The organism is Dechloromonas sp. CZR5, from assembly GCF_008711155.1.
Taxonomy (GTDB): Bacteria; Pseudomonadota; Gammaproteobacteria; order Burkholderiales; family Rhodocyclaceae; genus Azonexus.
On record NZ_VUYQ01000002.1, the window covers coordinates 670,753 to 684,377 of the forward strand.

At 62.7% G+C, this 13,625-nt stretch carries 13 protein-coding genes and 1 pseudogene; 4 read left to right on the forward strand and 10 right to left on the reverse strand.

Annotated features, from left to right (window positions below; translation table 11 throughout):
- Positions 1-39: 39 nt before the first annotated feature.
- The 8 genes and pseudogenes from F1002_RS08355 to F1002_RS08390 all read right to left on the reverse strand — a co-directional run bounded on the left by F1002_RS08355 (position 40) and on the right by F1002_RS08390 (position 7,519).
- Complete coding sequence (locus tag F1002_RS08355) at positions 40-639, reverse strand: TIGR00730 family Rossman fold protein (protein WP_150428549.1); 600 nt, start codon at positions 637-639, stop codon at positions 40-42.
- Between the two features lie 7 nt (positions 640-646).
- Positions 647-1,264: a 2-hydroxychromene-2-carboxylate isomerase gene (locus tag F1002_RS08360; protein ID WP_150428550.1), complete on the reverse strand. Its 618-nt coding sequence runs from the start codon at positions 1,262-1,264 to the stop codon at positions 647-649.
- 76 nt (positions 1,265-1,340) lie between these two features.
- Positions 1,341-2,477 (reverse strand): acyl-CoA dehydrogenase, encoded by a 1,137-nt coding sequence (locus F1002_RS08365; RefSeq protein ID WP_150428551.1) that lies wholly within the window; start codon positions 2,475-2,477, stop codon positions 1,341-1,343.
- Entirely contained in the window at positions 2,474-3,379 is a 906-nt protein-coding gene (locus F1002_RS08370) for a DMT family transporter (RefSeq protein ID WP_150428552.1), read from the reverse strand. Before F1002_RS08370 ends, F1002_RS08365 begins: the two co-directional genes overlap by 4 nt.
- Entirely contained in the window at positions 3,380-4,570 is a 1,191-nt protein-coding gene (locus F1002_RS08375; protein WP_150428553.1) for an acetyl-CoA C-acyltransferase, read from the reverse strand.
- Between the two features lie 38 nt (positions 4,571-4,608).
- Positions 4,609-5,775: pseudogene (gene can / locus F1002_RS08380) on the reverse strand (carbonate dehydratase); the annotation flags it as partial.
- Between the two features lie 92 nt (positions 5,776-5,867).
- Positions 5,868-7,040, reverse strand: a complete 1,173-nt coding sequence (locus F1002_RS08385; RefSeq protein WP_150428555.1) for an isovaleryl-CoA dehydrogenase — start codon at positions 7,038-7,040, stop codon at positions 5,868-5,870.
- A gap of 32 nt (positions 7,041-7,072) precedes the next feature.
- The gene (locus tag F1002_RS08390; protein ID WP_150428556.1) at positions 7,073-7,519 is read right to left on the reverse strand and encodes a PaaI family thioesterase; all 447 of its coding nucleotides are present in this window, start codon (positions 7,517-7,519) and stop codon (positions 7,073-7,075) included.
- Between the two features lie 268 nt (positions 7,520-7,787).
- Here F1002_RS08390 and F1002_RS08395 point away from each other — a divergent pair, with 268 nt between their 5' ends.
- Positions 7,788-9,269: an ABC transporter ATP-binding protein/permease gene (locus F1002_RS08395; RefSeq protein ID WP_150428557.1), complete on the forward strand. Its 1,482-nt coding sequence runs from the start codon at positions 7,788-7,790 to the stop codon at positions 9,267-9,269.
- Between the two features lie 10 nt (positions 9,270-9,279).
- Here F1002_RS08395 and F1002_RS08400 read toward each other — a convergent pair whose 3' ends face one another.
- The gene (locus F1002_RS08400) at positions 9,280-9,672 is read right to left on the reverse strand and encodes a MerR family DNA-binding transcriptional regulator (RefSeq protein ID WP_150428558.1); all 393 of its coding nucleotides are present in this window, start codon (positions 9,670-9,672) and stop codon (positions 9,280-9,282) included.
- A gap of 99 nt (positions 9,673-9,771) precedes the next feature.
- On the opposite strand from F1002_RS08400, the gene F1002_RS08405 reads away from it, so the two are divergent.
- From F1002_RS08405 to F1002_RS08415, 3 genes are all read left to right on the forward strand, one after another.
- Positions 9,772-10,797: an MBL fold metallo-hydrolase gene (locus tag F1002_RS08405; RefSeq protein WP_150428559.1), complete on the forward strand. Its 1,026-nt coding sequence runs from the start codon at positions 9,772-9,774 to the stop codon at positions 10,795-10,797.
- Between the two features lie 33 nt (positions 10,798-10,830).
- Positions 10,831-12,666, forward strand: a complete 1,836-nt coding sequence (locus F1002_RS08410) for an alpha/beta hydrolase (protein WP_150428560.1) — start codon at positions 10,831-10,833, stop codon at positions 12,664-12,666.
- Positions 12,667-12,776: 110 nt separating this feature from the next.
- Positions 12,777-13,136 (forward strand): MoaD/ThiS family protein, encoded by a 360-nt coding sequence (locus F1002_RS08415; RefSeq protein WP_150428561.1) that lies wholly within the window; start codon positions 12,777-12,779, stop codon positions 13,134-13,136.
- A gap of 34 nt (positions 13,137-13,170) precedes the next feature.
- Here the strand turns inward: F1002_RS08415 and F1002_RS08420 are convergent, their stop codons facing one another.
- Entirely contained in the window at positions 13,171-13,623 is a 453-nt protein-coding gene (locus tag F1002_RS08420; protein WP_150428562.1) for an SCP2 domain-containing protein, read from the reverse strand.
- Between the last annotated feature and the right edge of the window lie 2 nt (positions 13,624-13,625).

The following is a 13,625-nucleotide window of genomic DNA, read 5'->3' on the forward strand; positions in this document are numbered from 1 at the left end:
TATGTGTGCGTTACCTGAATGGAAAATTGGGGGGAAGCGCTACAACTGCTTGTCCTCTTTCAGCCATTTGCTGACCGGTTCCGGCCGGTAGGCCGTCATCTGCTCGAGCAGGCTGTTGATATCGGTGTCGGCCAGGGCCATGGCGCGGTTCTGGGGACGCAGGAAGCCGTCGTCGACGGCACGGTCGAACATCGCCAGCAGCGGGTCGTAGAAGCCGTTCACATTGAGCAGCCCCATCGGTTTGACGTGAAAGCCCAACTGGCCCCAGGTGAGAATCTCGCAGAATTCCTCGAAGGTGCCGAAGCCACCGGGCAGGGCGATGAAACCATCGGACAGCTCGGCCATTCGTGCCTTCCGGGTGTGCATCGAATCGACCACTTCGATCCGCGTCAGCGCCCGGTGATCGACATTGCGCCCGGCGACTTCCTTGCCCATCAAGGCTTCCGGAATGACGCCGATGACCGTGCCGCCGGCCTCCAGGCAGGCATCGGCAACGGCGCCCATCAGGCCGATGTTGCCGGCACCGTAGACCAGTTCGATGCCGCGTGCGGCCAGCAGTCGGCCCAGATGTTCGGCTTCGGCCCGGTAGACCGGATTGTTGCCGGCATTCGAGCCGCAGAAGACGCAGAGGCGTTTCATGGCGACCTCAGAATCCGCCGGTTTCCAGCCAGCGTTCGATCTGCGGCAAACGGTCGGCCCCAAAGAAGGCCTCGCCGTCGATGATGACGTGCGGTGAGCCGAAGACACCCGCTGCCAACGCGGCATCGACCTCATCCTTCAGGAGAGCCTTGACCTCGGGGGTTTGCAGCGCCGTGGCCAGTTGCTGGCGATCGACGCCCAGGCCGGCGGCGATGTCGAGCACCGTGTCGGGCGAGGAAATGTCCAGGTCGTCCACGAAAAAAGCGCGATAGACGGCATGGGCGAAGCGGCGGGCCAGAGCGCAGTCCTGGCCGTGCAGCCAGTAGTAGGCGCGGGCGGCATTCTGGGTCGGTAGCGGGAAGCGGCTCGGCGGGTTGTAGGGAATGCCCATGAAGCGTGCCGAGCGGTGGAAGTCGTGCATCATGTACGTGCCCTTGCTCGACACGCCGTCGGCCGGCGGACGCGATCCGGTCGCCTGGAAGATGACGCCGAGCAGGACCGGATGCCAGCGCACCTTGCGGCCATGCCTGGCGGCGACAGCGTCGATTTTCTCCGCCATCAGGTAGCCGTAGGGGCTGGAAAAATCGAACCAGAAATCGATCGGGCTCTTGTCGCTATCGGTCATGCCTTGTCTCCTTGTTTCTCTGTCGGTTGCGGTCGCCGGGGTTTCTTCGGGTCCCGGTCGACCGCGGGGTTGGGGCTTACTCGGCGGCGATGCTGCGGCCGATCACCAGGCGCTGGATGTCGTTGGCGCCTTCGTAAATCTGCGAAATCCGCACGTCGCGGTAGATGCGCTCGACCGGGAAGTCGCTCGTGTAGCCGACGCCGCCGTGGATCTGGATGGCATCGGAGGCGATCTTCTCGGCGGCTTCCGAGGCGAACATCTTGGCCATCGAGGCTTCCTTGAGGCAGGGCTTGCCGGCGTCCTTCAACTGGGCGGCGCGCCAGACCATCAGGCGGGCGGCATCGAGCAGCGTGTTCATGTCGGCCAGGCGGAAATTGACGGCCTGGTGCTCGATGATCGGCTGGCCGAAGGTGACGCGCTCCTTGGCGTAACGGACGGCGGCCTCGAAGGCGGCGCGGGCCATGCCGATGCTCTGGGCAGCGATGCCGATACGGCCGGCTTCGAGGTTGGAGAGGGCGATCTTGTAGCCTTCGCCTTCCTTGCCGAGCAGGGCGGAGGCCGGCACGCGGCAGTTCTCGAGAATGATCTGCACGGTATCGGAAGCGTGCTGACCCATCTTGTCCTCGGTGCGGCCGACGATGAAGCCTGGCGTGGCGGTCGGGATCAGGAAGCAGGAAATGCCCTTCTTGCTGGCGGCCTTGTCGGTCACGGCGAAGACGATGGCCATGTGGGCATGCTTGCCGGTGGTGATGAACTGCTTGACGCCGTTCAGTACGAAATGGTCGCCGTCACGGTCGGCGCGGGTGGTGATGGCGGCGGCGTCGGAGCCGGTGTGCGGCTCGGTCAGGCAGAAGCAGCCCCATTTCTCGCCGCGGGCGAGCGGCTTCAGCCATTCTTCTTTTTGCGCATCGGTACCGTATTTCTGCGTGATGCCGCAGGCCAGCGAGTTCTGCACCGAAACGATGGTCGAGGTGGCGCCATCGCCGGCGGCGATTTCTTCCAGGGTCAGAACGAGCGACATGTAGTCCATGCCGGCGCCGTCCCATTCCTCGGGCACGCACATGCCCATGGCACCGAGTTCGCCCAGTTCCTTCAGGGCTTCGGCCGGGAAAGTGTGGTGCTTGTCCCATTCGGCGGCGAAGGGGGCGAGGCGCTCCTGCGCGAAGGCGCGCATTGAGTCGCGGATCATTTCTTGTTCTTGCGTGAGGATCATGCTGTTCTCTCCGAAAAATGTGTTGTGAGCCAGACGCCGGCGATGACCAGCAGGCCGCCGCCGAGGACAGTCAGGCCGAGTCGCTCGTCGAGCAGGACACCCGCCTGCAGGACGGCAAAGACCGGCACCAGATTGACGAATACCGAGGCCTTGGCGGCACCGATGCGGCGTACGCCGTCGGCAAACCAGGTAAAGGCGAGCGCTGTGCCGCCGATGGCCAGGAAGACCACGCTGGCCCAGACGCGCCACGACCAGGCGGCGAGGTCGGTGCCGCCTTGCAGCCAGGCGGTGATGCCGAGCAGCAGCGCGCCAATCAGGCTTGCATGGAGCGTCGCCGCCAGCGGCGACAGCGATTTCGTCGCCTGCCGGCCAATGAAGGTGTAGGCCGTCCATGACAATGCGCAGCCGAGGATCAGCCATTCGCCGATCCCCACCGAGCCGTGCAGCAGCGCCAGCGGGTTACCGTGGCCGATCACGGTCAGGCAGCCCAGGCAGGCGATGGCGATGCCGGCCAGTTTGACCGGGGTCATCGGTTCCTGGCCGAAAAACCAGGCGCCGAGGGCGACCATGACCGGGGTCAGGGCGACGACCAGCGCACCCTGGCCGGCGGTGATGTACTTCAGGCCGTAAAAGAAACACAGGGCGTAAATGAATATCCCTGTCATGGCCAGGCCGGTCACCACCCCCCACTCGCGACCGGTCTGCGGGCGCGGAATGCGCCCTTCGGTCGCCAGTGCGAAGCCGGCCAGCGCCAGTCCGGCGAGCAGAAAACGAATGGCGGGGGCAGCCAGCGGCGCAGTCAGTTCCTGCGCCACGACGCGTCCCGCAATCCAGGTTCCTCCCCACATGAACATGGTGCTGATCAGCTTGAGATAGGTGATTGATCCGGCCTGTTGCGGCACTTAGAGCATTTCCACTGCCATGGCCGTGGCTTCGCCGCCGCCGATGCACAGCGAGGCGATGCCGCGCTTGCCGCCGCGGGCCTTGAGGGCGCCGAGCAGGGTGACCAGGATACGGGCGCCGGAGGCACCGATCGGGTGGCCGAGCGCGCAGGCGCCGCCATTGACGTTGACCTTGGCCGGGTCGAGCTTCATGTCGTGGATGCCGGCCATGGTGACGACAGCGAAGGCTTCGTTGATTTCCCACAGGTCGACGCTGTCGGCGGTCCAGCCGGCCTTGGCCAGCATTTTCTGCATGGCGCCGACCGGGGCGGTCGGGAACAGGGCCGGGGTATTGGCATTGGTGGTGTGGCCGACGATTTTGGCGATCGGCTTGAGGCCCAGTTCGGCGGCCTTGGAGGCGCGCATCAGGACCAGCGCGGCGGCACCGTCGGAGATCGACGACGAGTTGGCGGCGGTGACCGTGCCGTCCTTCTTGAAGGCCGGCTTAAGGGTCGGGATCTTGTCCACGTTAACAGCGAACGGGCCTTCGTCCTTGTCGACGACGACGTCGCCCTTGCGACCGGCGACGGTAACCGGGGCGATTTCCCAGGCAAAGGCGCCGTTGTTGGAGGCTTCGATGGCGCGGGTGGTCGAGCGGATGGCGTAGGCATCCTGGTCTTCACGGGTGAAGCCGTAGCTGCCGGCGCAATCTTCGGCGAAGGTGCCCATCAGGCGCCCCTTGGTTTCCTTGCTGTACGAATCTTCCAGGCCGTCGAAGAACATGTGGTCAAGCATCTGGCCGTGGCCGAGGCGGTAGCCGCCACGGGCCTTGGGCAGCATGTACGGGGCATTGGTCATGGATTCCATGCCGCCGACGACGGTGATCGCCGACGAGCCGGCAAGGATGCCGTCGTGGCCGACCATGGTGGCCTTCATGCCGGAGCCGCAGACCTTGCTGACCATGGCGCAACCGGCGGACAGCGGCAGGCCGGCGAGCAGGGCGGCCTGGCGGACCGGTGCCTGGCCGAGGCCGGCCGGCAGCACGCAGCCCATCAGCACTTCCTCGACCAGAGCGGCATCGATGCCGGCACGCTCGACGGCAGCCTTGATGGCTGCGGCACCGAGTTGCGGGGCGGTCAGGCCGGCGAAGGCGCCCTGGAAGGCACCCATCGGGGTGCGGGCAGCGGAAACGATAACGATCGGGTCATTCATGCTGATTTCTCCTTGACGGTTTTTATGAATAAACAGGTTCAGGCCTCAAGCGCCTTCAATGCGGCGTCGTAGCGTACGGGCAGGTCGGCCGGGCAGTCGACGGTGATGCCGAGGTCGTGCATCAGGCCGTCCTTCAGGCCGTAGATCCAGCCGTGGATGGTCAGGTCCTGACCGCGTGCCCAGGCGTCCTTGACGACGGGGGTGTTGACCAGGCTGACCACTTGCTCCAGCACGTTCAGTTCGCACAGACGGGCATGGCGTTGTTCCACCGGCAGGCTATCGACCTGTGCCAGGTGCTTGTTATGGACTTGCTGCACGTTGTCCAGCCAGAAATCGACGATGCCGACGCGCGCCTTGTTCAGCGCGGCGAGCACGCCGCCGCAGCCGTAGTGGCCGACGACGGTAATGTGCTTGACCTTGAGCACGTCGACGGCGTACTGGATCACCGACAGGCAGTTCAGGTCGGTGTGCAGCACGAGGTTGGCGACGTTGCGATGGACGAAGACCTCGCCCGGCAGCAGGCCGACGATTTCGTTGGCAGGTACGCGCGAATCGGAGCAGCCGATCCACAACAGTTCCGGTGTTTGCAACTTGGCCAGCCGGTTGAAGTAATCGGCGTCGACTTCCTGCATCTTGCGCGCCCAAGCGCGGTTGAAATCGAACAGGTGCGACAGGTTCTCGCTGCGAACTTCTTCTTCCGACCAATTTTCCAGGTCGAGGGTGAGGAACATCGTGCCTTCGGTCGGCGTCTGGTAATAGGCCGGCGCTTCGGTAAAGCCCAGTTCGCGGTACAGCTTCACCGCCATGCGCATGTTGGGCAGGGTATCCAGCATCAGCTTCTTGTAGCCGATTTCCTTGGCTGCCTTGATCGCGGCCATGGCCAGCGTGGCGCCGACACCCTGGCCGCGTGCTTCCGGAGCCACGTAGAGGCGCTTCATTTCGCACAGGCCGTCGCTGTCCTGCAGCGGGCGAATCCCGACGCAGCCGACCGGCCGGCCGTCGATTTCGGCAAAGAACAGCCGCCCCTGCGGCGCCGCGTAGGCACCGGGCAGGGAAGCCATTTCCTGATCGAAATTCTGGTACGACAGATCGACGCCCAGCCAGGCCGCATAGTTGCGGAAATACTGGCGAACCTGCTCAAGGGCTTCGCTATCGTCGGCAGTGAGGGTGCGTAGGGTGATGGTCATGAGATGAAGCTCCGGGTAGCGACGGCGGCAGGTGGTGCCGCCGTTCGTTGGACGTGATGCGCGCTGATCGCGCGGATGGTCGTATTCTACCCGTGCCGATAATTATGGATTCAGCGCGTCTCCGCCATCAGTTCGCGACCGATCAGCATGCGGCGGATTTCGCTGGTGCCGGCCCCGATTTCGTAGAGTTTCGCATCGCGCCACAGGCGGCCCGTGGCGTATTCGTTGGTATAACCGACGCCGCCCAGCGTCTGGATCGCCTCGCCGGCCATCCAGGTCGCCTTCTCGGCCGAGTAGAGGATGGCGCCGGCCGCATCCTTGCGCAGGGTACGGGCATGGTCGGCGTTGTCGCAGGCGCGGCCCAGTGCATAGACATAAGCGCGGTTGGCCATCCAGGTCGAGTACATGTCGGCGACCTTGCCCTGCATCAGCTGGAACTCGCCGATCGCCTGGCCGAACTGCTTGCGCTCGTGCAGGTAGGGCACGACGATGTCCATACAGGCGGCCATGATGCCGAGCGGGCCACCGCAGAGCACGGCGCGTTCATAGTCGAGACCGGACATCAGCACCTTGGTGCCGTTGCCGACGCCGCCGAGGACGTTTTCTTCCGGCACTTCGCAGTCGTCGAAGAAGAGCGGGAAGGTGTTGGAGCCGCGCATGCCCAGCTTGTCGAGGTGGGTGCCATGGGTGAAGCCCGGCATGCCCTTTTCGACGATGAAGGCCGTCATACCCTTGGCCCCGGCATTGAGGTCGGTCTTGGCGTAGACGACCAAGGTATCGGCATCGCCGCCGTTGGTGATCCACATCTTGGCGCCGTTCAGCACATAGCGGTCGCCCTTCTTCTCGGCCTTGAGTTTCATCGAGACGACGTCGGAACCGGCATTCGGCTCCGACATGGCCAAGGCGCCGACATGCTCGCCGGAGATCAGCTTGGGCAGATACTTCTTTTTCTGGGCATCCGTGCCGTTGCGGCGGATCTGGTTGACGCACAGGTTGGAGTGGGCGCCGTAGGACAAGCCGACCGACGCCGAAGCGCGGGAGATTTCTTCCAGTGCGACGATGTGGGCCAGATAGCCCATGTTGGTACCGCCGTATTCCTCACCGGCCGTCATGCCGAGCAGGCCCATGTCGCCGAATTTCTTCCACAGATCGGCCGGGAATTCGTTGACGCGGTCGATTTCGGCGGCGCGCGGCGCGATCTCGGCGTCGGCGAAGGCCTTCACCGCATCGCGCAGCATATTGATGTCTTCGCCGAGGCCGAAGTCGAGGCTGGGAATGTTCATGGTTTTGTCTCCGTTATCAGATTTGTTGTGAACTACTTTTCGCTCTTGCCGTGCATGACCATGATGGTCTGCTGCATCAGCGCACACAAGGTTTCCTTGCCGTCCTTGAGCGCGAATACCTCGGCCTGGGTGACGACCAGCGTCCGGCCGGGGCGAACCACCTTGCCGCGGGCGATCAGCTTGTCGCCATCGGCCGGCGCCACCAGATTCATCTTGTATTCCACGGTCAGCACCGATGCCGATGCCGAAACCAGGGTCATCGCGGCATAGCCGGCCGCCGAATCGGCAATCATCCCGACCACGCCGCCATGTACGAAGCCGTGCTGCTGCTCGACTCCCGACCAATGCGGCAGGTGGATTTCCGTGCACCCGGGCTCGACCACCGGCAGCGTCGCCCGGATCAGTTCCATGGCGTGCTGCTTGGCGAAGCTGGCGCGGACGCGGTCGGCGAAAGCGGGGTCGTGGGCGTGCAAGCTCATGGAGCGTCTCGGAAACGGTTGGCGTAGGGTGATTGTATTGACGTTTACGTTAACGTCAACTGCCCAAATGAAATTATCCACCCTCGACAGTTTCGCGTCAGGATTTATGGAATAGACTGAGCACCACGGCATAGCGCCGTCTTTAACCAACCGCTCACGAGGAGAACTCAAATGGCCAAGAAGAAAAAGAAGAAGTAATCGCTGTATCGTGTTCGACAAAAAAGCAGGCGCAAGTCTGCTTTTTTCATTTCTGCTTCAAAATCCGTTTATGTCTGCCCATTCATCATTCCAGCGTCGGGATTTTCTGCGCTTCCTGCTCGGCCCCTCGCTTGCGGCCATGCTGTTCCTGGTCATGCTGCAGGAGTTGTTCGGGGCCGGGACGACCTGGCTGGTTATCCGGGTGGCCCGGGACATCACCGAAGCCCATGTGACAGCCGGCGATTTTGTCTGGATCGTCGTCGCACAGACCTGTTCCTACCTGGCCGGCGCGGCAAGCTGGATTTACGCCGAACGTACCGGCTTTACCGCGTTCGGCAAGTACCTGCTGCACTTTGCCCGCAGCAATCGCTTCCGGACGGCCTTGCTCGGCGATGCCCAGGCGCGGGAAAGTACCGAGCCGTTCCTGACCAACGAAAGCTTCCGGGTCTGCTTCGACCTGATGTACGACCTGCAGTTCTACCTGCGGCTCTTCTTCAACATTGTCTTCAATGCGACGGTCCTCGGCATGGAAATCGACGCCGGGCTGCCGCTCGCCTATGTCCTGGCCTTCGCCTTGCTGGTCATCCTGCAATGGACCCTGCGCAAGCCGCTGGCTGCCGCCTACCTGCACAACCAGCGCATGACCAACCGCATGATGGCGCGCACCTACAACGCCTGGGACAACATCTTTTCCGGCAATCGCTACAACTTCAGGCTGTGGCATGGCGACCTGCGCGACCGCCTGGGTGCGGCCTTGAGCGCCCAGGTGCGGGCCATCCTGGCGCGCGAGGGCTGGAGCGCGATCAGCGGCATCATCGCCTTGATCATCGTCCTGGCTGCCACCGCCTGGGTTGCCGTCAACGAGTCCGGCAACGTCGCCTTGCTCATCGCCCTGGCAGCCACCTTGCCCCGACAGATCGAGATGACGCTGGACATGCACCAACTGACCGCCGGCATGACCGACCTGCTGGCGATCTGGACGCGCATCAAGGGCATCTGCGAACACATGCAGCCGGCCGGCGACGAACGCCTCGAGGAACGCATCGATTTCGACCGCCTCGTCCTCAAGGTCGGCGATAGCGAAAGCAGTTGCACCAGCCTGGCGGAGGCGCTCAAGGTAGTGTTCGCCGAACCCACCGGATTGGTGTCGGTCCGGGGCGGCAACGGGGCCGGCAAATCGACCTTGCTGGTCGCCCTGAAAGCATGCGTCGGTGGCCGCGCCTATTACTGGCCGGCCCACGATCGCCTGAATTTCCGCTTCAACACCAAGGGGGGGGCGCCGATGCCGGAAATCGATCCGGACGACGAAGCCGAGGAGCCGGAAACGTTCAACGCCGAGGAGGCAGCGCAGGAAAAAACCGGCTATTCCTCAGGCGAGCGCCAGTTGCAGGTGCTGCGCGAAGTCGTGGTGGAGACGGCGCAGCCGATCTATCTGCTCGACGAATGGGATGCCAACCTGGATGCCCGCAACCGGCAGGCGGCGCGTGAACTGGTCGGGCAACTGGCGGCGCGGGCACGCGTCGTCGAAATCTCGCACCGCGACGCCCGTTAGGCGCGGCAGGTCATTTCGCGCCGCGGCGCGTCAATTCGTCCTGACACAGCGTTTCGAACTGGGCGATCTCGCCGAGCATGGCTTCGATGTCTTCCCGCTGCTGCTGCAACGCCGCCCGACGTCTCTCCATGATGCGCAGGCATTCGAGCAGTTGCGGCGTCTCGTCCTCGGTCGAGGCGTACATGCCGATCAGGTCCTTGATCTCCGCCAGCGACAAGCCGAGGCGCTTGCCGCGCAAGGCCATTTTCAGCCGGGCCCGGTCGCGGCGGGTGAATACGCGTTTGTTGCCTTCGCGCTGCGGCGCCAGGATGCCCTGGTCTTCCCAGAAGCGGATCGTGCGCGGCGTGATGTCGAACTCGCGGGCGAGGTCGGAAATCGCGAAGGTGGGGCCAGCCTGGCTCATTTTGTCTCCTGTTGGAGCGGCAGAGTAAAACAGATGCGGGGTCTTTTTTCAATCCGCCACCGTATGGTAAGTTGCCGTTTCATCAGACAAGAGCAAAACATGGCCCTGCATTTTCCCCACGCCCATCCGCCAGCCGCTGGCGAGCTGACCGAAGTCGCGCCCGGCGTTTTCTGGCTGCGCATGCCGCTGCCTTTCCAACTCGATCACATCAACCTCTGGCTGCTGCGCGACGGCGATGCCTGGGTCGTTGTCGACACAGGCTTTCCCGAAGACCACGTGCGCGAGAGCTGGTCGCTGATCCTCGAGCGCCTGGGCGGGCCGGTGAACAAATTGATCGTCACCCATTTCCATCCCGATCATCTCGGCTTGGCCAGTTGGTTGATGGAAAAAACCGGTGCTTCGCTATGGATGAGCACGGGCGAATTCCTGACCGCCCATGTCGTCTGGAATGAAATGGGTGGCCACGGTCCTCGCTTCATGGTCGAACAATTCCGCCAGCACGGTCTGGATGCTGAGCATCTGGCCAAGTTCGAAAAGCGCGGTTCCGGCTACCGCAAGGCGGTTCCGGCCTTGCCTGATTATTACCATCGTCTGATGGCGGGCGATTCGGTCGTCATCGGGGGGCGGAGCTGGCAAGTCATGATCGGTCATGGTCACGCACCGGAACATGTGGCGCTTTACTGCGCCGAACTTGGCGTGTTAATTTCCGGAGACATGCTTTTGCCGAGAATTTCCACCAATATCAGCGTATTTGCAGCAACTCCGGAAGCGGATGCATTACGGTGGTATCTGGAGTCGCTGGATGTGATGGCGCAGGAAATTCCGGCAGAAACGCTCGTGCTGCCTTCGCACGGGCTTCCCTTCACCGGGGTGCAGGAGAGGGTTGGGGATTTGCACGCGCACCACGAGGAGCGACTGCGAGCCCTGGAGACAAGCTGTGAACAAGCGTCAAAGAGCGCTGCCGAATTGCTGGACACGTTGTTCAACCGGCAACTCGATACACACCAAACCATGTTCGCGATGGGTGAGGCGATCGCTCATCTGAACTACCTTGAACAAGCTGGTCGGCTGTCGCGTCACTGCGATGCCGAAGGGGTGATTCGCTATATGCGGACGGGACACTGAGCCACCGCGCACTGACAGAGAGGGAGTTTGAAGATGTCGCAGCAAACCGAAAACCAGGGTATGAATTTGCCCAATCCGGCCGAAATGGCCAAGACCTACGCCGAAGTCGCCCAGCGCGCCTCCCGCGTGATCACCCAGTACATGGAAAAGAAGGCCAAGGATGGCGTTGACGCCCCGGCCGACGAACTGGGCGTGGCCAAGGCCTTCATGGACCTGTCCGCCCGTCTGATGGCCAATCCGTACAAGATGGCCCAGACCCAGATGAACATGATGTGGGACTACTTCTCGCTGTGGCAGGGTTCCATGATGAAGATGATGGGCATGCCCGGTGCTGCCCCAATCGCTGCCCCGAAGAAGGGCGACAACCGCTTCAAGGACGAGGACTGGGAGCAGCATTTCCTGTTCGATTTCGTCAAGCAGTCCTACCTCATCGCTGCCCGTCACATCCATGACACGGTGGCAGGCACCGAAGGTCTGGACGAGGCTACCCAAACCAAGGTTAACTTCTTCACGCGCCAATACATCGATGCCCTGTCGCCGTCCAATTTCGCACTGACCAACCCGGAAGTCTTCCGCGAAACCGTCAAGTCGCACGGCCAGAACCTGATCAAGGGCCTCAACAACCTGCTGCACGACGTCGAGGCCGGCGACGGCCAGCTGCGCATCCGCATGACCGACACCTCGGCCTTCGAAATGGGCAAGAACGTCGCCACGACGCCGGGCAAGGTGATCTTCCAGAACGAACTGTTCCAGCTCATCCAGTACGATCCGAAGACCCCGGACCAGTACAAGAAGCCGTTCCTGATCGTCCCGCCGTGGATCAACAAGTACTACATCCTCGACCTGCGCGAGAAGAACTCGATGGTCAACTGGGCGACCAGCCAGGGCCACACCACCTTCATCATGTCGTGGATCAACCCGGACGAGAAGCTGGCCCAGAAGTCCTTCGAGAACTACCTGCTCGAAGGCTCGCTGGAAGCCATCAACCAGGTCTGTGCCCACACTGGCGAAGACAGCGTCAATCTCGCCGGCTACTGCCTGGGCGGCACGCTGACCATGACCACGCTGGCCTACATGGCAGCCAAGAAGGACAAGCGCGCCAATTCCGCCACCTTCTTCACCACCATGCTCGACTTCTCCGAGCCGGGCGAACTGGGCGTCTTCCTCGATGAAGGTGCTGTCGCCGGTCTGGAAAAGAAGATGGCCGAACGCGGCTTCCTCGAGGGGTCGGAAATGGCCGGCACCTTCAACATGCTGCGCGCCAACGACCTGATCTGGTCCTTCGTGGTCAACAACTACCTGATGGGCAAGGACCCGTTCCCGTTCGACCTGCTCTACTGGAACTCGGACTCCACCCGCATGCCGGCCGCGATGCACAGCTTCTACCTGCGCAACATGTACCTCGGCAACAAGTTGAAGGATGCGGGCGGCATCACCTTGGGCGGTGTCAAGATCGACATCTCCAAGGTCAAGACGCCGTGCTATTTCATCTCCACGATCGAAGACCACATCGCGCCGTGGAAGAGCACCTACATGGGCGCCCGCCTGCCGAGCGGCAAGACCAAGTTTGTGCTGGGTGGCTCGGGCCACATCGCCGGCATCGTCAACCCGCCGGCGGCCAACAAGTACGGCTTCTGGACCAATGACGCCACGGACGGCGACCTGCCGGAAAGCCCGGACGACTTCCTGGCTGGCGCCACGCAGAATGCCGGTTCGTGGTGGACTCACTGGGATCAGTGGGTGACCAGCCTGCCGGGCGGTTCTGCCAAGGTCAAGGCGCGTCAGCCGGCCGATGGCAAGCTGAAGGTCATCGAGGATGCCCCGGGCGCTTACGTCAAGTTCCGCCTGGACGCCCAGAAGAAGAACTGATCGCCCCGGCGATTCGTTTCAAGCAAAGGGAGGCTGCGGCCTCCCTTTCTTTTTGGCGAACTTCCGTTATGCCGCTTGTCCAACGTACACAGCAAGCAAGGAGGTGCGCCATGTTGATGAGCGAGTATCCCGTGGTTTCGGTTCATATCCCGATGGAACTGCGTGCGCTGGCGGGAGGTCACGACGAAGTGATGGCGAGCGGCGAAACGGTGGGTGAGGTGCTCCGCGCCGTCGGTCATGCCTATCCTGATTTTGCGATGCGGGTGCTGTGTGCAGATGGCCAACTGGCCGACAGCCTGAAGGTCTACCTGGGCGGATGCATGCAGCCGAAGGATTTGATGGCGCCCGTTGAGCAGGAAGAAGTGCTCAGCATCATCGCGACGGGTGAAGTGGCCTGCGCGGTTAGCCGCCCACAAACGGACGGGCGGGCAGTTTCGCCGCCTGAAACGCTGATTTCAATCGGCGATTGATCAGCCAGGCCGGGGATGAACCCGGCCCATCTCATTAACTGCTGGCCAGCGGGAGGCGGGGCAGCTTCGGCCACTCGACGGCATCGAGCATGTTCTTCACGATCAGCCCGAGTTCGGTATCGCCGGTGATTTCCAGTTCCCGATTGAAGAACAGCGTATCCGGATCTTCCTGGCGAGCCAGCAGTTGCAGGAAAGCCGACAGGTTGGCGGCGAAAGCCAGGTCGGGTTCGCGTTCGGGCCGGAAAACCGGGCGGAACAAGCCGCTGCGGTAGGTGTAGGATGCTTCGCCGCCGGTATCCAGCACGCGAACACGGAACAGCTTGTCTTCCAGCATCGCCAGTTCGCTTTCCGGCAACAGCTTCATTTTCAGCGCCGCGTTGAGCGCACCGACCAGGACCAACGCATGCGGCCACTGCGGAAGCTTGTGGCCGAGGCTGGCGACGAAGTCGGGCAGCTTGAATTTGGGAATGGTGAAGTTGCCGTTCATGG